This is a genomic window from Ancylothrix sp. D3o, assembly GCF_025370775.1.
GTDB lineage: Bacteria > Cyanobacteriota > Cyanobacteriia > Cyanobacteriales > Oscillatoriaceae > Ancylothrix.
On the sequence record NZ_JAMXEX010000013.1, the window covers coordinates 140,612 to 159,720 of the forward strand.

General features: G+C 43.4%; 15 protein-coding genes, 1 tRNA gene and 1 pseudogene. 10 read left to right on the plus strand and 7 right to left on the minus strand.

What is annotated here, in order from left to right; translation table 11 throughout:
* Positions 1-158: 158 nt before the first annotated feature.
* The gene (locus tag NG798_RS19960) at positions 159-770 is read right to left on the minus strand and encodes a CAAD domain-containing protein (RefSeq protein WP_375338986.1); all 612 of its coding nucleotides are present in this window, start codon (positions 768-770) and stop codon (positions 159-161) included.
* A pseudogene (metG, locus tag NG798_RS19965) lies at positions 747-2,219 on the minus strand (methionine--tRNA ligase); the annotation flags it as partial. The pseudogene metG and the gene NG798_RS19960, both read right to left, overlap by 24 nt.
* Positions 2,220-2,882: 663 nt before the next feature.
* Between metG and NG798_RS19970 the strand changes: the two are divergent.
* The 8 genes from NG798_RS19970 to NG798_RS20005 all read left to right on the plus strand — a co-directional run bounded on the left by NG798_RS19970 (position 2,883) and on the right by NG798_RS20005 (position 10,394).
* Positions 2,883-3,605, plus strand: a complete 723-nt coding sequence (locus NG798_RS19970) for a 1-acyl-sn-glycerol-3-phosphate acyltransferase (protein WP_261225458.1) — start codon at positions 2,883-2,885, stop codon at positions 3,603-3,605.
* A gap of 86 nt (positions 3,606-3,691) precedes the next feature.
* Complete coding sequence (locus NG798_RS19975; protein ID WP_261225459.1) at positions 3,692-4,516, plus strand: alpha/beta fold hydrolase; 825 nt, start codon at positions 3,692-3,694, stop codon at positions 4,514-4,516.
* A 6-nt stretch (positions 4,517-4,522) separates the two neighbouring features.
* A tRNA-Lys gene (locus tag NG798_RS19980) sits at positions 4,523-4,594 on the plus strand.
* 524 nt (positions 4,595-5,118) lie between these two features.
* Entirely contained in the window at positions 5,119-6,516 is a 1,398-nt protein-coding gene (locus tag NG798_RS19985; RefSeq protein WP_261225460.1) for an S-layer homology domain-containing protein, read from the plus strand.
* 22 nt (positions 6,517-6,538) lie between these two features.
* The gene (gene ggt, locus NG798_RS19990; RefSeq protein ID WP_261225461.1) at positions 6,539-8,239 is read left to right on the plus strand and encodes a gamma-glutamyltransferase; all 1,701 of its coding nucleotides are present in this window, start codon (positions 6,539-6,541) and stop codon (positions 8,237-8,239) included.
* 376 nt (positions 8,240-8,615) lie between these two features.
* Entirely contained in the window at positions 8,616-9,740 is a 1,125-nt protein-coding gene (locus NG798_RS19995; RefSeq protein WP_261225462.1) for a glycosyltransferase, read from the plus strand.
* Between the two features lie 149 nt (positions 9,741-9,889).
* Positions 9,890-10,075, plus strand: coding sequence for a hypothetical protein (locus NG798_RS20000; RefSeq protein WP_261225463.1), 186 nt, complete (start codon positions 9,890-9,892; stop codon positions 10,073-10,075).
* A 1-nt stretch (position 10,076) separates the two neighbouring features.
* The gene (locus NG798_RS20005; protein ID WP_261225464.1) at positions 10,077-10,394 is read left to right on the plus strand and encodes a hypothetical protein; all 318 of its coding nucleotides are present in this window, start codon (positions 10,077-10,079) and stop codon (positions 10,392-10,394) included.
* Positions 10,395-10,430: 36 nt separating this feature from the next.
* Here the strand turns inward: NG798_RS20005 and NG798_RS20010 are convergent, their stop codons facing one another.
* From NG798_RS20010 to NG798_RS20020, 3 genes are all read right to left on the minus strand, one after another.
* On the minus strand, positions 10,431-11,024 hold the full coding sequence (locus NG798_RS20010) for a hypothetical protein (protein WP_261225465.1): 594 nt from the start codon (positions 11,022-11,024) through the stop codon (positions 10,431-10,433).
* Positions 11,025-11,193: 169 nt separating this feature from the next.
* The gene (locus NG798_RS20015) at positions 11,194-12,039 is read right to left on the minus strand and encodes a M28 family peptidase (RefSeq protein WP_261225466.1); all 846 of its coding nucleotides are present in this window, start codon (positions 12,037-12,039) and stop codon (positions 11,194-11,196) included.
* 601 nt (positions 12,040-12,640) lie between these two features.
* Positions 12,641-13,348: a ComF family protein gene (locus tag NG798_RS20020; RefSeq protein ID WP_261225467.1), complete on the minus strand. Its 708-nt coding sequence runs from the start codon at positions 13,346-13,348 to the stop codon at positions 12,641-12,643.
* Between the two features lie 538 nt (positions 13,349-13,886).
* On the opposite strand from NG798_RS20020, the gene NG798_RS20025 reads away from it, so the two are divergent.
* Both NG798_RS20025 and NG798_RS20030 read left to right on the plus strand, forming a co-directional pair.
* Positions 13,887-14,834, plus strand: a complete 948-nt coding sequence (locus tag NG798_RS20025; RefSeq protein WP_261225468.1) for an exosortase-dependent surface protein XDP2 — start codon at positions 13,887-13,889, stop codon at positions 14,832-14,834.
* A gap of 151 nt (positions 14,835-14,985) precedes the next feature.
* Positions 14,986-17,325, plus strand: a complete 2,340-nt coding sequence (locus NG798_RS20030; protein WP_261225469.1) for a putative PEP-binding protein — start codon at positions 14,986-14,988, stop codon at positions 17,323-17,325.
* A gap of 12 nt (positions 17,326-17,337) precedes the next feature.
* Here the strand turns inward: NG798_RS20030 and NG798_RS20035 are convergent, their stop codons facing one another.
* Both NG798_RS20035 and NG798_RS20040 read right to left on the minus strand, forming a co-directional pair.
* Positions 17,338-18,507: a hypothetical protein gene (locus NG798_RS20035; RefSeq protein ID WP_261225470.1), complete on the minus strand. Its 1,170-nt coding sequence runs from the start codon at positions 18,505-18,507 to the stop codon at positions 17,338-17,340.
* Between the two features lie 94 nt (positions 18,508-18,601).
* Complete coding sequence (locus NG798_RS20040; protein ID WP_261225471.1) at positions 18,602-19,039, minus strand: protein tyrosine phosphatase family protein; 438 nt, start codon at positions 19,037-19,039, stop codon at positions 18,602-18,604.
* Positions 19,040-19,109 lie beyond the last annotated feature (70 nt).

Genomic DNA, 19,109 nt, shown 5'->3' on the forward strand with positions numbered 1-19,109 from the left:
AAAAAAAAATTGTAATGGGTCTTCTTTTCTTTCAGCGTTTTATTATTGGCTATCAGGATAAAAGAATCCCTCATTTTAGGTTGTTTTTGTCAGAGGGAAGGATTTTATGAGAATTTGTCTTCCCTCTTTACTATCGCGGTTTTTTGTCCGTGAAAGAATTAAGAAGAAATGGCTTCTAATTGCTCAAGGCGTTGAAATACCGGCTTGGCTTCTCCCAAGGTTTGAGAGGCCGGTAAAATTCCCCATTGAGCATGAATGCTAAAGGGGGCGACACTAGCCACTATACCTTTATTGTCGCCTGCATAGGAGGGGTTTGTCTCGTCTTGTTTGGCGATGGTGTTTGATGTTTCAGTGTCGGGGCCGAAAATTTGCTCTCCCCAGCTTTGCAGTTGTTTTTGCAAGACTTGGCGGCCAGCAGCGGAACCGACATAGCGGTATAAAAACCAGCCGGTGTATCCAATGCCAATGAGTTCTAAAATTGGACTTACTAAGGGTATATCGTCGAGTCCTTTTATAATTTTCAGCAAAAAGCTACTGGCACCCAAAACAGCCACCAAACTACCTCCTAAAATTAACGGCCGGTGGTACTCTGTAAAGGATTCCCGAAAATAAACTGGGGCTTTCAAAAATGGTTCAAGAATTTTTTCGGCTACCGGCAAGGTTTGGAGGATGGAGGCTGTTTTGTTTTCTGTAACAAAGGCTCCTGTATGTTTTGCTGGTGCCGGTTGGCTGCGGGTTTGTTCAGCATTTAAGTCAATTGCATAACCCAATTGATTGTAAATTTCTGTGCTGATGCTGGGAATAATCGGTGAGAGTAAATAACCCGCCAGTCTGACTGATTCTAATACGCTATAAAGCACTTCTTCGACGGCTTGCTGTTTCCCTTCTTTATAAAGTGTCCAGGGGGCTTGTTCGTCGATGTATTTGTTGCATTTGCGTACCAAGTCTAAAATTTCTTCGCAAGCGCTACTAAATTCGAGATTCTCGTAGGCTTTGGCGACGTTTTGACCTAATTTTGATCCGGCTGCTTTCAGGGGGTTGCTGTTGGGAATTGTGGCGCTGTTGACATTAGGCCCAATGCCATTACAATATTTTTTCACCATTCCCAAGGTGCGGTTTAAAAGGTTGCCAAGGTCGTTGGCTAAGTCGGCATTTAGGGTGTTGATAAATCGAGTTTCGTTATAGTCTCCATCTTTGCCAAATTCTATTTCTTTGATGAAATAATACCGCACGGCATCGGCTCCATAACGGTCTATTAAGGCAACAGGATCAACGGTGTTACCTAATGTTTTACTGATTTTTTGTCCGTCTTTTGTTAAAAATCCGTGTCCAAATACTGTGTCGGGAAGTTTGACACCGGCTGACATTAACATGGCCGGCCAATAAACTGCATGAAAGCGTAATATATCTTTGCCAATCAAGTGTAAACTCATTGGCCACCAGCGAGCTAGGGCGTTTTCTAGGGTTGGTTCGTCTTCGGGTTCTAGTAAGGCGGTTACATAGGCCAATAAGGCATCAAACCAAACGTAAATTGTATGTTTAGGATCGTTGGGAATCGATATTCCCCAGTCTAAATTTACGCGGGAAATTGAGAAGTCTTGTAAGCCTCGCCCGACAAAACTTAAAACTTCGTTTCGGCGGCTTTCTGGTTGAATAAAATCCGGCCTGGTTGCGTAAAGTTCTTGAAGTTTGTTTTGATATTTTGATAAGCGGAAAAAATAGTTTTCTTCATCCCGCCATTCTACTTGTTTATTTGGATGCAGGGGACAATGTTTTTCGGCTGGTAATTCCCGTTCTTCTTTGAATTCTTCGCAGGAAACACAGTACCATCCTTGCTGTCTTCCTAAATAAATATCGCCGTTATTCCACACACGGGTATAAAATTCTCTGACTATGGCTTCGTGGCGGGGGTCTGTAGTGCGAATAAATCGGTTATTTTTGATATTAAGTTTTTGCCATAATTCGGCAAAACTACCGGCAATTTGATCGCTTTGTTCTTGGGGACTACGACCGGCCTCTTGAGCGGTGCGTTGTATTTTTTGGCCGTGTTCGTCGGTGCCGGTGATCAGCATGACGTTTTTGCCGCGTAAACGTTCAAATCTGGCGGTGACATCGGCAGCGATGGTGGTGTAGGCGCTGCCAATATGTGGCAAATCATTTACATAGTAAATGGGTGTCGTAAGTGCAAAGGTCTTTTGAAGTTTATTTTTATCTTTCATAGGATGTGGAATTATTTTGCCCTTTGATGAGTTTGCCGTCTATTCAGACGCTTTAAATTACATTTTAATTGCCAAAGGGTACGCTTTATCGTCTCCTTCAAGGCTTGTTTGATGGCTTAAAATTTGATTGGGCGACTCCCGGCAACTCGTGGGCTGAATTTTTTATCAAATTTTTTTTACCAGAATTGCTGACTTTTTTTCTTAAAATTAAATAAATCTTAAGCTTATAAGCAGTGGGCATCGCATAAAAACCCCAAAGGGCCAAAATTGCCGGCGGCGCTGTGGCATTAAGCCTGGGTTTGAATGTCAAACACACACCGTTAAGCAAGTTATCCAGGGCCGGTTTGCTTGAGCTTTTTCTGGGGAGGCGAGGAATAACAAAAAAATTGAGAAGATTTCTCGTTGAGTCTCTTGTTGCCTCACCGGGTTGTCTGCCGGTTAAATTTTTATGCTTTTTGGCTGGATAAAAAATTATTTTCGCATATTTTTCATCCTTGGGGAATCCCCAATTTAAGCAAATTTATTACTTTGGGCTGGGGCATCTCTATCCGCCGGTAGGGTGGATGGAAACATCCTTTAGGCATAAGTGGGCTAGGGTAAATGAATGTTACGTTAAAAGGAGTCTGGTGTAAATAGTTTAATAGTCGTTTTAATTAATTTTCTATGTTTGCTGAGAGTCCCCTGTTATTTTCTCATTCTCTTCTGGCGGCGCTTGGCACGCGGATGTTTTTACATTATGAAAATCGCATTCCTTCTGATAGTCGGGTGTTGGTGATAAGTAACCATCGCAGTTTTATGGATGCGCCGCTTTTGATGGCAGCCCTGGGCAGGCCGGTTCGTTTTGCCTGCCATCACTATATGAAACAGGTGCCGGTGTTGCGCGAGGTGGTGACGCAGTTGGGCGCCTTTCCTTTGGAAGCACCGGCCCAACGTCACCAACAATTTTTTAAGCAGGCAACCGAGTTATTACGGATAGGTGAATGGGTGGGAATATTTCCCGAAGGCGCGGGGCCAATGGTACAGCATACTCCGCCAGACCGGCTCAAAGAATTTCAAAGAGGTTTTGCTCATTTGGCGTTGCGGGCGCAGGTGGAAAATTTGGCGGTGTTACCAGTGGCGATAGCTTGTAGTGAGGAGGTGGTGTTGCCGGCGATACCGGTGCGGGTATTGAGTTTGTTTGACCCGTCAGAACCGATGTTTAAAAAAGAGGGGTTCCACCCGGTGGTGGTTTATAAGCGGGTTAATGTTTTGGTAGGCCGGCCTCATTGGATAAGTTCGTCTGACCGGCTTGCCTATGGCGGCAAACAGGCAAAGGCGGTGGTAGAAAATATGCTGAGCTCAACCAGTGCCGAAATTGCCGGTTTACTAAGGCAAGGATGTTATTAACCGACCAAATGCGGGTGATCTGAGGAAATCTCCTTGCCAAATTACCCGAAAACCTTCAACAATGAACAATAAACCATGATTGCGTCATGCCAGAAATAATTAGTCGGCCTTGTTTGCTGACACCAAAACCTTTAAGACCCGATTTTCCGCTGTTTGTCTTTTTACCAGGAATGGATGGCACGGGTAAATTATTGCGTTCACAACTGGGTTATTTAGAAGTCGCCTTTGATATTCGTTCTCTGGCAATTTCTCCAGGTGATCTAACATCTTGGCAAGTGCTGGCGGGGGAAGTTGTAGGGTTAATCGAGGCTGAATTAGAAGGCAAGAAACAAAGGCCGGTTTATTTGTGTGGCGAGTCCTTTGGCGGATGTTTGGCATTGCAGGTAATCCAGCGAGCGCCACATTTAATTGATCGGCTAATTTTAATTAATCCCGCCTCTTCTTTTAACCGGCAACCATTGTTACATTTTGGCTCACATTTAGTCGCGTTGTTACCCCAACCCATTTATCCCTATTCCGCAGCCGGTTTAGTACCGTTTTTGGCGGCGTGGGAACGAATGAAAACCAGCGATTTAGAAGAGTTGATGAAGGCAATGGAAAACGTGCCGCAAAAAACAACGCTGTGGCGGTTGTCGCTGTTAAGAGAATTTCACATTTCAACCGACCAATTGCGGAATATTTGGCAGCCTACTTTGTTAATTGCCGGGGCGGCAGATCGCCTGTTACCTTCGGTTTCTGAGGCTAAGCAGTTGGTAAGCCGTTTGCCGAATGCCAAGATGGTTACTTTACCGAATAGCGGTCATGCCTGTTTGTTAGAAGCAGATGTGGATTTGTTTAAGATTTTGAAAAATCAAGATTTTATTGAGATACCTACTAGACAAAGGGCTGGAAAGTCTGCTATTCTAAAATAGTCTCCTGGGTTACTAGCTCAATGGTAGAGCAACAGACTCTTAATCTGATGGTTGAAGGTTCGAGCCCTTCGTGACCCATTTTGTAAAAAAACAAATTTTATAAAAATTTAAAAAGTTGAAGTTTTAAGGGACGAGTCTATCACCGTAAATTGCCCTTGAAAAGATAACTTTTCTAAGCCTCCGCGTCTTGCACAGACTCAGCATTTAATAAAAAGCTTGCTTGGCTATAATTGAATATACAGCATAGCAGGTTCACCGCTGAGCGGTTTTGAAACTGTGCCGGTGCAAATTTCCCCTGGCGAGTAAGCGTCTGGAAGCCGAAGCAAGCCGGTTAAATTTAGCAAGACAAGAATTAAAGGGGACATTTAAAAGGAAAAAAACAGCCATTAAAGCATCCAAGAAGGCGAATTATTTAGGCAAATTTGATGATAACTAGCGAAAAAATTAAAGATTAAATGAGATTTAAGAAGCTTGGCAAAGCTAACTTTTCTCTTAAGTTTGTTTTGATGTTGCCGGTGGGCAATAGCAAAAAACTGGGATTAAAATTATAATAATAACCGACCCCAGCGAAAAAATTTTAACAAAAGACAAAGGTAGTTAAAATGAACAGATGGAAAATCGGCCCCGCTTTTTTAGCAACCCTCGCACTTTTGACCACACAAACCCCCGTTTTTGCTCGCACAACCTTTGAAGACGTGCGCGGACATTGGGCGCAATTGTGCATAGATGAACTTGCCAAACAAGGCGCTGTTTCTGGCTACAAAGATGGCTTATTTCGCCCCAATGAGCCCATGAGTAGAGAAGAATATGCCACAATTTTAAGCCGTGCCTTTGCCAGCGCACCGGCAGTCACCACCAACGCCCCATTTTCCGATGTTCCGGCTACAACACGCACCGGCACCGATCTCAGTACCGCCAGAGAAACAGCCTTTCTTGCCGGCTTTCCCAGCGGCGTTTTTAAACCCAACGAACCCCTCACCCGCGTGCAAGCATTAGTAGCAGTTACAAACGGCTTAAACTTAGCAGCACAAACCTTTTCTCCCAGCCAATTAAATTTAGTTTATGACGACTATCCAGAAATTCCAGCTTATGCCTTAAATGCAGTAGCAGCGGCAACCGAAAACGGCTTAATTGTCAGTTATCCAAACGTAAAATTTTTGCGCCCAAATGCACCGGCAACTCGTGCAGAAGCCGCCAGTTTTGTATGTCAAGCCTTGGCTACCGCTGGCAAAGCATCGCCGGTGCCCCCGCAATATGTAGTGACGGCACCCAATACAAGCGGTTTGCAAACAGAAGTGCAAAATTCTCTCGATGGCAGAGTGCAGGCAATTTTGTTTTATAATAAGCAAAATTATCTCTATACAAATTTACGTTTGCGGGTGATTCGAGACGGCGTTAATTTATTAGATACGCCTTTGCCGGTGGGAACCGGGTTAAGTACATCATTAGGCTTTCGTTTAATGGACTTAGACGGAGATTCTGAACCCGAAATTTTAGTTGATTTCTTTACGCGGGGCGGACAAGGGTGCTGCTCAAATTCATTAATTTTTCGCTATTTATCCGCTTCAAGAGCTTATAGTTATATCCAGCAACCTTGGGGATATGCGGGTTATAATTTAAAAGATTATGATGCCGATGGATTGCCAGAATTTGAAAGTTTAGATTACCGTTTTGGGTTGCGTTATGCAGCTAATTATACCGATGTCGGCGGGCCGTTACAAATTTTTCAATACCGCAGCGGACAAATGTTTGATGTGACGCGAAATTATCCCAATTTAGTCGCTCAAAATGCCCGCCGGCTTTGGGGAATTTATCAAAGTGGAGTTGCCCAAGGGCAAGATAGTAAAGCGGTTTTAGCAGCCTATTTAGCGGACTTACATTCTCTCGGACAAGGAAGACAAGGATGGACACAAATTCAAGAAAGTTATTTAGGAGGAGATCGCTCAGAATACTTTAATAATTTAAGCGATTTTCTCCGCAGCACCGGCTATACTCGCTAATTGATAATTAGGATCATTTTTAATGAAAAATCTTGTAGGGTGGGCTACGCCCACCATCTTATTCTTCACCTTCACTTCCGCCACATTTGCCCAACCACTTCGCACCCAAAAAGGCATGGTAGTTTCCGCCCATCTTTTGGCAAGTGATGCAGGAGTGGAGATGTTAAAACAAGGTGGAAATGCCATTGATGCAGCCGTAGCCACAGCCTTTGCTATATCGGTTGTCGAACCATTTTCTGCCGGCATTGGTGGAGGTGGTTTTGCAATGGTAAGGCTAACAGAAAATGCGGAAATAAAAGCCTTAGATTTTCGAGAACGCGCCCCCCAAAAAGCTACCCAAAATATGTATTTAGATGCCGAGGGAAAGGTGCGGCCAAAAACTAGCATCAACGGTCATTTAGCAGTAGGAGTTCCGGGGACTGTAGCGGGGTTATATGAAATGCACCGGCAGTATGGAAAGTTACCTTGGAAAACTGTAGTAAAGCCGGCATTTTATTTAGCAAAAGATGGTTTTTTGGTGGGAGAAAAGTTTGTTAATTCGGTTAATGCTCACAAAGAAATTTTATTAGCTAATCCCGCCGCTAAGGAAATTTTTACCCGCAATGGGCAAATGTGGAAAGTGGGAGACCGGCTTATTCAGAGAGATTTAGCTAAAACCTTGCAAGCAATTTCTGTAGATCCACAAAGTTTTTATCGCGGGGAAATTGCCGAAAAAATTGCTGTCGATATGCAGCAAAATAATGGCATAATTACTTTGGAAGATTTGCAAGAATATAACATTATTTGGCGGCAGCCTGTCTGTGGGATGTTTCGCATTTGGGAAGTTTGCTCAATGCCGCCACCTTCTTCAGGGGGTGTGCATTTATTGCAGATTTTAAATATTGTCGGTGATACGGATATTAAAAGTTGGGGAAGATATAATCCTGATACGCTGCATTTGTTAATAGAAGCGATGAAAATTGCCTATGCAGATCGTTCGGAATATTTGGGAGATTCTGATTTTGTGCCGGTGCCGGTTGCGGGTTTAATTAATCCTGAATATGGGAACTTGCGCCGGGCTGAAATTGATATGAATAGGGCAAAATCATCTTCGGAAGTTAGGCCGGTGGATATCAATATTTTACAGCAATTTACCAAAACCGAATCAGAAGATACAACTCATTTAACGGTAGTCGATGAACAGAAAAATGTAGTGAGTTTAACCTTTACAATTAATGGGCGATTTGGTGCCGGTGTAGTCGCAGCGGGGACGGGGATTTTATTAAACAATGAGATGGATGATTTTGCCATTGCGCCAAATACTCCAAATTTATTTGGTTTGGTGGGAGGTAGCGCCAATGCTATCGCACCAAACAAAACTCCTCTATCAAGTATGACTCCGACAATTGTTTTAGAAAATAATCAGTTTAAAATGGCAGTGGGTTCCCCTGGGGGCAGTACAATTATTACAACAGTTTTGCAGATGGTTTTGAATGTTTTGGTGTATGAAATGGATGCAAAAGAAGCCATTTCTGCACCGCGATTGCATCATCAATGGATGCCGGATAAGCTGTGGGTAGAAAAAGAATTTGAGAGCGGTGTTTTGGCGGAATTAACGCGGCGAGGAAATGAAATTGAAGAGTTACCGGGATGGGGAAATGCCAATTTAATTATTATTACCCCAGATGGGCAGTTAGAAGGAGCGGCTGATCCGCGTGGGGAAGGTGCCGCGAGGGGGTATTAAAGTTGTTTTTGTACGTTTAAGGTTTAAAAAAACGGTCAGATGCTCTCAAGTTTTCGCCAAAGCAATTGTTAGCAACTCATCACATTATAAGTGGAGATGAAATCATATTTACATTCTTTAAATTTTAGGAAACTGGCTCTAGTAAAGATTTTTTCAAGAAAAAATTATTACCAAACAAGCAAACCCAATCAGGTAATCTACTCCTTTTTAAATATATCTATAAGTAGATTGGGTTAAATAAACCAAGCGTTATCTTGAGCCTATCCAACACTCAGCATTAACCATTCAAGCAATCAAAGACAGTCATATATAGCCAAGAATCAAAAGTCTGGCTTGTTTGGTTAAATTCTGTGAAAATCAACACAATTCATTCACCATGAATATTTACGTTTTGTCTCGTCGGAGTTTAGTATCTTCTGTTTCCGAAGATCCCGTTTTTGAATTAGAAGATTTAGTAGCCGAAACCTGTGATGCCAAAATCTTGATTCCCACCGCTCGAAACCTAACGGTGTGGGCAGAAAAGCAACCCCAGCTTGCCTCAAAATACCTCAAAAAAGTTATCAAACGAACTAGCGGCTTTTATCATCCTTTAGAATGCGAAATCCCCAAAACTAACCAGCCCAATGTATTACTCGTTATTGGCCTTTGTGGCTCCGAGCTAAACGTTTTAGCAAGTCTCCCCGGATGGCGTCAAAAATTTGATATTGTTGTCGCCTATGTTTTTGATGCTTGGGATTTTGATTACTACCCGAAATATATCAACCAAATTGATCATTTATTTGTGCCGATCCCAGAGATTATCGACACCCTCCATCAAAAATTTAAAATTCCCGTATCATTATTACCTTTTGGAGTGGATGCTTTGAAACAAGGTGACGGTGGAAATAATCGCCCCTTTGATCTGATCAGTTATGGACGAATTCCCCAGCAATATCACCAAGCATTTCATGGCAAATTTAATCAACCTAACTCAGGGCGAATTTATTACCGATTTACGCCACGTCCCACAGAATTTTTGCCGAAAAATCCTTATGAAAATCGCCGAGATCGTGAAGATAGGATGACCTTATTTCACATTTTGAGAAGAGCAAAATTAGCCCTGGCTTTTGACACACTTTATCCAGGGATGCGACAATTTCCCCATTCGGTTGTAACGCTGCGCTGGTTTGAATGTGGGGCTGCCGGTTGCGGAATTGTTGGTAAACGCCCCACAACACCTCTAGCTGATCAATTATTAGATTGGGAAGATTCAACCATTGAGTTACCAGACGATCCTCAAGAAAGTGTGGAGATTGTCGAACAACTTTTGCAGGATCAAAATCGCCTCAACTCAATTCACCGGCGCAACTATCTTGAAAACTTAGCTAAACATGATTTGCGTCATCGCATCCAGTTAATGTTAGAAACATTAAATCTGAGTCTACCGCCGCGTTTAGTTGAGGAACTTTCGCAAATTAAGGAACTCTCCAAAGCCGAAGTCAAACAGATAGTTAACGTTTGATTTTTACGGTGATAGTAGTTTAGGGGAGGGAGGCATAATACCAAGCCTCCCTCTCTGAGGCTGCTTTAGAGAGAATTACCTAGATAAATCTTTATTTCAATCCCAGTTAGTGTAAGCTTAATATGTTAATATGATAATCATGTTAAGTCATGGGTAATAAGCATTATAAAAAAGCAATCCACAGTTTACAAAAACGCATTGATGAACATCTCGAAAAAATTAGAATAGAGGAGGCAAAAGATTCTCCCAATCACGGATTAATTGAGCATTGGCGCAAAGAAATCTTAGCCTTTGAGAAAGGAATTACGAAAGCAACCAAAAGATTAGGAAAATAAAATGAAATCAAAAAAAAATATAGGCCGTAATGAAACTTTTAAAATTTTAATTGCTGAATTGGGGGAAGAGTGTATAAAAGTTCAAACTTTACTCAGCCAGATGCAAACTCCTCAATTAAGCACCTCTCAACAAGCTGAAATTTTAGCGGAATTGTTGGCATCAGTAATTCATTTACACAGTCATTGTGATGATGAATTACAAGAAATGATTGCTGACGAATTAGAAATGTTGCCGGTTGATGAAAAAGAGGAAAATCTAAAAACATCTATGGCGAGTCAGCATGAGGTGACGGAGACTGTTATCGCTGGTAACACATAGGCTAAATTACTCGTGGTGCCGGTGGGGAAATTTTTGTTATTTAGTGCTTGTAAAATGTTGTGTTACTTGAAATTCGCTTTCTTGACAAAATGGCGATTTTTTCTCAATTTTAGGATCAAAGGATAATTTAAAAGATTTTAATTTATCGTCTACTCCAATTGGTGAAACTTTTACATCCCCTTCACATAAACCATGCACACTATAATCTTTGAATTTCCCTGAATAGGCTTTGTCTTTAGAACCACTAGGAAATTCCATGATACCTATATATATTTCCGGGTCTTTTTGTCCTCTTTGAAATACATAAAATGAAATAACAGGAAAGAAATTACTATGACCTACTTTATCCAGATTCAAAGCAAAAAAACGCTCATTGTTTTTTTTGTAAAAAGTTTGTTCCTGAATATTAGGTGCGTGGTTAACGCTTACAAGCAGTGCTAACATTGATGCAACTGCTATAGCCGCTGCTATAACAGTGATTAAAATTTTGATAGATGCTGGCGTTTTTGATAGCATTTGAAAGCGATACGAACCCCACTGGAATTGGAACCAAGTTAAGAAGGTAACCAATACCCCTAAAACTATCAAAACAAAAAATGGATTTTCAAAAACAAGTTTTATCGTTTCCATAATAACCTCCTACTTTCTCCTTACCTCTCACAACTTATAAAACCACACTCACCGGCACCGCTTGGATTTTTAAAACCCAAACAGCAATCTAGGGAAATTTTGCATTGCAAATCCTCCCTCACTCACAAGAACACATCTCAGGAAACTATACCTTAGTTATATCATATCCTCACAAACCGCGCAACCCCTCCGCCAAACCCTCACAGATCCCCGCCATATAATCCAAATTTAACGTCTCAATCGTATCACTCGGTTGATGATAATGCGGATTCCGCATATTTGCCGTATCCGTCACCATCATCGCCGCATAACCCAAATCCCAAAACGGTGCATGATCACTTCTTCTCACATCAGGAACCATCTTGCCGGCATTCGGCACCGGCAACCACTCACAAGGCACCTGTGCTTTTTTAATCTCACTTTTCAACCTCATCATATCGGGAATTGTCCGCAAACTTCCAATCAAAGCAATGTAATTCCCACAATTCGGATAAAACTTTTCCAACTTTGCCGGATACCTTTGACTCCCCGGAGTCTCATCAAAATATCCCAACATTTCCAAAGACAACATCAAGCGAATTTCTTGCCCTTTTTCCTTCAACTCTTGGGCATACACACCACTCCCCACCATCCCATATTCTTCCACATCAAACGCCACCAACTGCACCGGCAATCCAGCCGGCCTTTCGGCAAAAATTCGCGCCAACTCCAACAAAACCGCCACCCCACTTGCATTATCATCCGCCCCCGGAGATCGCGGCACCGCATCATAATGAGCACCAATTAAAATTATCGGTTTCTTATCAGCAACATCCCCTTGTCGGCTCGCTAAATTTAAAATTAAATTTTGATATCTTTTCCCTACCTGCTCAAAATTATGACTTTCTACCTCTCCCCACCTTCGCAACTCTTGGCGAATATATTCCCGTACATAAAAATGCCCCTGTTGAGCAAAATACGGATCGCGCTCCCGTACAATTTCTCTTAAATGCCCTTCCAAATTTTCTTTAATCATACTTGGTAATTCCTAGCAACTACCCCATCCCAAATTTACCCAAAACAAAAGCACCCGCTCTAGGAGTCTGAGTGATTTCCTCTTATTCGTTTGCTTAATTTGGAGAGCGTCAACTTTAAAAAGTTTAATCGCCTAACTCCCACATTAACTAAACGAGGAAATATCAGCCTACAACCAGAAGATGGGTGCTTTTGTTGTTTAGTGAGACAGATTGGAAATTTAACAGCGTTTTTACCTCATTAATTCAAACATGGACTGCGCTGTGGTATCTGTCAGCCGAAGCTTTATTTGCTTCATGTATTTACTCTAGCAAACTCTCTGGAAGATGCAAGCAATTGATACTAAACTTTACGTTTGAAGTTCCACCTACTTTAATTCTTAAAATTTTCCGTAATAATATCAAAGCCGCCACAAAACTCCGATATAATTTTAAGTCGGCAAATTAAAACCATCGGCCTTAACAAAACAACTTCCCAAAATAAGCAGAAATAACTATAACCAAAGCGAAAAAAAGTATCCCCCCAAAGGCATATTTTAAAACCGCAAAAAACCCGCCCTTTTTAAGAGCGGGGATGGGAAGAATCGAGCGGAGTGCAAAAGCCTAAACTTGTTTTATCCTTGGCGGCGGAGCAGCAACAGCCACAACCCCCCAAACCGGCACCCCCGCAGCCCCCAAAGCCTCAACCGCAGCACGAATCGTTGAGCCGGTCGTATAAATATCATCAAATAATAAGACAGAACCAGAAAAGTGGCCTTTCCGAAAGCCCGTGCCCACAGAAAAAGCATTGCGAAGATTTTCCTGACGTTGCACAGCAGAAAGACCAAATTGAGCCTCAGTTTCACGGATACGCACTAAACCCCGGCGTTGAAGAGGCAAATTTGTCACCGAGCAAAAATGCTCAGCCAGCAACTCAGCTTGATTAAACCCCCGCGCTTTCAGCTTTGTGGAATGCAGGGGAATAGGGACAACCGTTAAATTACGTTCAGCCGCCAAGCGCTGCTTTAACCAAGCCTCACCCACCCACTCACCCAGAGGTTTTGCCAATTGCGGCTGATTTTCATATTTCATCACCGCAATAGCACGTTTAAGAATACCGCCATAAACACCCCAGACAAACACCGGCATAGTCGAGGCTGGCAAAAGATGCTCTTTGTGGCAGACTTGAGGAAATTGAGATTGTTGCAGTTGCCTGTGACAGTACAGACAAAGACTTGTCTGGGCGGGGCGTCCACAAAGACAGCAAGGAGATTTAAGAAATAAATTTAAAAAGCTTTTGAAAATTCCCACAAATCTTGTTGTGTTAGCCATTGCCAGCTTGGAAACCTAGAACTGAATAAATAATACCCAAATTTTTTCCTTAGCGAACTCTTGTATAAGACCCAGAGAGCAATGTAAAAAAACTTTAATTTTCTTAAACAAAACCTTAAATATTTGACAGTAAATCCTTAAATTATTGCCTGATTAAGGGGTATTACCCCTCACCTCAGCTTCACGATAACTTTAAAATGTACGGGAAAACTACACAAAAAATTTAAAGAATGCGTAAAGTTATCGTAAAACTACTGGATGATCGCAAAGACAGCAAACTATAATGGGCAACAGAAAGACTATAAGTAGAGATCGATGCCGTGTTTCTACTAAACAAGACAAACTGAGCCAGTCGATCTCCCAGTAGAAAAGCTATCAAAGCTTTTCTTCAAGCCAAAAAATCCGTAGTCTCAAGGAGAACAAACCCTGACAACAATCTCAAAGCGGAGAATGTGAACAGGTGCAGACGGCAGCCAGTGAAATTACGGATATCGAGCCAAGAACATCAGAGTGACGAGGAGGGGGGGAAAGGATCTATATGAGTTACAAGCCGTCTTCAATCGGGAATAGCCTAAGACCACACGCTATCAGCTTAATGGTCGGAGGAATGCTGTCCCTATGGGCAACTGGCGCTCGTGCAGCCAGCTTGTTCTCATTTGCGACAAATTTTTCTTACCCAGGCACCGGCACCCGCACCGAGTGTGACATCTCTGCCCTGTGCGACATCGCCCTCGACAGTGTAACCATTGGAAATAAAGCATTTTCGCTCAGCCAAATAGGTCGCGTCAGCGATGTGGCCCTTTTAAACAACTATAACGGGCCGCCGCCTTCAACAGGAGGCCAAAGAAATATAGGGGGAGCCAGCCTCGACAGAGGAGATTTCGCCACCGGCGTCGCCCTAGAAACCTTGCGAGCCGAAAGTGACACCACGCGGTTAGCTCAATTCAACACCTCCAGAACCGAGCAAGCCATCGCCGAAACCCTCGGAAACAACCGGCAATCAATCTTTAACTTAAACAACATCATTGACACCGAAGATGATGGAATCGGTGGTAGCTGGGATAACGAAAGCGTTTTCACGATGGATTTGTTATTCAACGGCGGCGCGGCCTATAACAGTTTACTGCTGTGGGAGCGAGGCATGAACAGCGACATCATGCTCAAACCGATCTACGAAGTTGCCAACAACCAAGCAACCGTACTGGGAGAAGAGGTGATCATCACTCAGCAAGAGTTAGATAGCGCCGGCTTCCAAATTGACACCACAGAAATCCGCGCCCCTCAAGAAGTTGGCTCAAAAGGCATCACATTTGACACAGACATCAAAGGCGTGCGTGTGATCAGCACAAAACAATTTGACGGCCCAGATTTCAAAATTGCCGCCGTCAAGCAAACCATCCCAGAACCGAGAGCCTTATTAGGTTTGGGCCTGGTGGGAGGGGCTCTCGCTTATACTCGCCGCCGCCAAATCAACAAAAGCTGTTAAAAAACTCCTTAACCAAACAAGCACAAAGCAGGATGGCTGTGTGCCTATTTTTTTTGAAAAAAAATTTTTAAAAAAAGTTAACAAAAACAAAATCAACGAAAATAATAATAAAGAGTTCCTGTTTAGCAACCTCCGGGCTAGAGACTCCGCAATGGAAAACTTTTACTGGCTCGGCCAAATTCAACCGCCACAGCGCAAATCGGTCGGAGACAAAGCATTTTATCTTAACCAGCTTCTCAAGCTGGGGTATCCTGTCGTCCCTGGGTTTGTCGTGGGTGCAGATGTGTTGCGAGAATTTTGGCAAAACCACAAATGGCAAGAACCGCTGTTAGGAGAACTGCCATACTCCTCGCTGCGCTTAAACGTCGAAGACACCGCCCAGCTAAGCGCCCTCGCCAAAAAAATCCGCCAAGAAATTGCCAAAGCCGACCTACCGGCACCCCTACTAGCAGCCTTAATCAGCGCCACCCAACAGTTAAACGCACCCGTTATCATCTTTCGGCCCTCCCTAGCCAGCCCCCTTGCCACCGGCCATCTCAACATCAGCGGACTGCTCGAATCTCATGTTTGCCGGTGCACCTCCACAGAAATTGCCGGTGCCCTCAAACAAGCCTGGGCCGAACTTTTTAGAGCTAGAAGCTTGTATTATTGGCACAAAGCCGGCATCGAACTCCAACAAATCGGCTTAGCCATATTAGCCCAACCGGTCTGGCCAGCCGTCGCCGCCGGAGAAATGGTTTTGCACCCCAACGCCGTCGAAATTCAAGCCACTTGGGGACTCGGCCACGCCCTTCGCCAAGGCCACGCCATTCCAGACTACTACCAACTTGACCTTGTTTCTGCTATCCCCATCCACCGGCGACTAGGACAAAAAACCATTGCCTACTATCCCACAGAGGCATCCGTTAGCCCCACAGAGACATCCAGCCACCCCCTCAATTTGACGCTGCTGAGCGAACAACAACAAACAGCCTACTCTCTCGAACCCCCCCAATTAGAACAACTAAGCCAACTTGCTCAAAAACTCGACCTTCAACTTGGTTCGCCATCTATTTTAGAATGGGCTTTTATACAGCAAGATAGCGCTTTACCCCCGCAAATTTATCTCATCCAAGCCCAACCTACCCTCAGCCCAAAGTTGAAAACTGAAGCTTCTCTCTCAGTCACAAACCCAGTATCCGCGAATACTGAACCCCTGCGCGGACTCCGGGGTTCTCCGGGCATTTTCTGCGGGCCGGCTCATGTTATTGCCAGTCTCTCGGAAGAGCAAAATTTAGACAACCTTCCCCCCGGAAGAATTTTAATTGCCCCGGCTATCCCCCCGCATTGGCAACATTTACTGACGCGGGTGGCCGGTGTGGTGACTGAACAAGGCGGTATGACGTGCCATGCGGCAATTTTAGCCCGTGAATTGGGCATTCCGGCGGTGGTTGGAGTCAAGGATGCCACTCGTTCTGTGGAAACCGGCTCTACTGTGCTCGTTGATGGCAACACCGGCCTGCTTTATCTTCACCCCCCCGAAACCGACATCCTCCCCTCAAATTCTGATAACTCCACAGGCATGATGCCTGCACCACTCAGCGATTTTTCCCCTTCTCCAATTGGCACCCAATTGTTTGTCAATCTCAGTCAACCGCCGCGTAAGCACCTAAGTCATTGGTGGGTTGATGGCGTGGGGTTGTTGCGTTCAGAATTGCTGCTGATGGAGTTGTTAAAAAATCCTGCTAATTTGTCGAATTTAGGAAGCCAATGGATTCAGGAAATTGCTTCTGCTGTTGAGCCGTTTGCTGCTGATTTTGCTCCGAGGCCGGTGTTTTATCGTTCCCTTGATTTAAGAAACAGGGCCGATGCCTATTCCCCTGGTACTCAATTAAATGCGGTTAATTCTACTTTGGGGGTTCACGGGACTTTTAGCTATACTTTAGACCCCAGTTTATTTGATTTTGAGTTACAGGCTTTAGTACAGTTACAACGGGCCGGTCATCGCAATTTGAATTTAATTTTGCCCTTTGTGCGAAGTGTCGAAGAATTTGTTTTTTGCCGGCATCGCGTTGAGGCTGCCGGTTTAACTGCCAACGCACCCTTTCAACTTTGGGTTATGGTGGAAGTTCCTTCTTTGCTGTTTTTGTTGCCAGATTTAATTGCAGCCGGTGTGGATGGTTTTGCCATTGGTAGCAATGATTTAACTCAACTTCTCCTGGCTGCAAATCGTGAAGATCCCCAAATGGCTATGGCTTTTGATCAAAGACACCCGGCTGTATGTCGCGCTTTTGAACAAATTATTACTACTGCCAAAAAAGCCGGCATTCCTTGCTCTTTTTGCGGGTCTGATCTTCATCGTTATCCTGAAATCATCGAGAAATTAATCCGGTGGGGAGTTAGCGCTATTTCTGTTGAACCAGATGCGCTTTCCCCCACCCAAATTGCCATTGCTAAGGCTGAACAACGCTTGCTTTTAGACTTTGCTCGCCAGCAACTAAGAAACACTTAAATTTCCTAACGTTTAATAGCGTAAAATAGCGACTATTAACTTACCTTCTGGCATTTTTTCCGGGGAAACGGCGTACACTTCGCCGCCATTTAAAAAGGTATGAATGGCAGCAAAATCAAGCAAATCTTGATTACCCGGTTGCTTTTCTGTGTTTATTTCAACGCTATTATTATCCGGATCAAACCGGCCCCACATTTGTTGACCAACGGCTACAAATAACGTTTCTACCCGTTGAAAATAAGCAGCGGAAACAATTTCTTTAAGGTCTGATGAAGTCGTGACACCGCCGCCACCGTTGGCTTCTTGATATCGCTCGATAGCTGCTTCTAAAGTTTTTTCAAAAATCGGTGTGACGATTTCTAAAGCCCGGTTGTGTAACTCTTCTGGTTTGAGAAGTTCTGGGTTGCCGGTGATGCCTTCTTCTACTAAATTACCATAAGTATTTGCCTCTCTGTAAATTGGGAACAAATACTCAACTCCTGCTAAAACTAATGGGGCTTTTTCGGCACGGAGTTTTTCTTGCAAGCCGTGATCAATTTGGTGGAAAAATTGGAGGATATATTGTTTTGGATGATCGTTTTCTGGGCTTCCTTGACCGTGAAAACTTCCCGGTTGTTGAAAAGGATTTGAAGTGCCGCCTTTTGATGTGGCAATGCGGTTTTGTAGTAGCTTGCCGGTGTCGTCATTGTTAACGGCTTCGTCTACACTTTTTGGCACGTTTTCTAATTCAATTTCTTTGACGTTATAACGGGTGGCTTCCATTAAACGTAAGTCTTGTTGACTAAGTGCCAAAATATAAAACCGGCCATCTCCTGTTAAAAATTGCAGCAGCGGTTTGAGGTGAAATTGTTCGCTAACTACCACTAATTCTTCTACTTCTACCGGCAGCCGGTAATAATGAAAGAAATCCTGGGCTACAAATAAAGCTAAACCTCGATCTTGATAGCGCCAAAATTCCGCCTCATCTAATGATAGGGCCGGTTCTAAAATTTTACCGGCTTCTGTACGATCAACTCCTAAATCAATTAGCCGGTTTTCTGCTTCGCGGATCAGGTTTTTAAAACGTATGGGGTTTTGACGAATTTCTACGCCGACAGATTCTACCGGCAAATAAATAGAAACACACAAACCCTGCGGTTGTTGGATCAAATCTTTGATTTCACTGACGGATAATAAGGACATAAAATCTCTCTCCTTTTGTTTTTTAGAGCGAAAATTTGCCAGGCTGTTTCTTAACTAAAAAAATTGTATCCGCGCCAGAGCAACAGACTCTTTACTACTTCCCAATGTATTGCATCAAAAACTCTTTCATTTGGGGATTATTATCATAATTTAAGCCAATTTTTTCAGCTTTTTGTAGAGTTTCCTCTGCTGTTAAATCCTGCTTGGTTGCAATACTCATCAATGCCATTGCACCGGAACGCATTCCACTTTTGCAGTGAATTATAACTGGTTTGGGTGCTTCCTCAATATGCTTGAGTACGGCATCTGTTAGTTCTTTGGTAAGGGTGCCTGGTTTGATGGGAATATGAAAATATTGCAAGCCGGCGGCTTTAACTTGCAGGGGTTCTTCTGTTACGAAATCTTCCTCTTCAATGGCTCGCAAATTCATCACCGACTGATAACCTTCCAAAGCAGCTTGTTGTAATTGCTCGGCTGTTATTTGATTAGTGACTATGGCTAACTCATCGTTAATTTTTATGAGGTTTTCCATTCGCAGATCCCCCTGTTTGGGTTGAAATTTTCAAGCAAAAAAAACCCGTCTGTGTTCATTTGAAACGCCG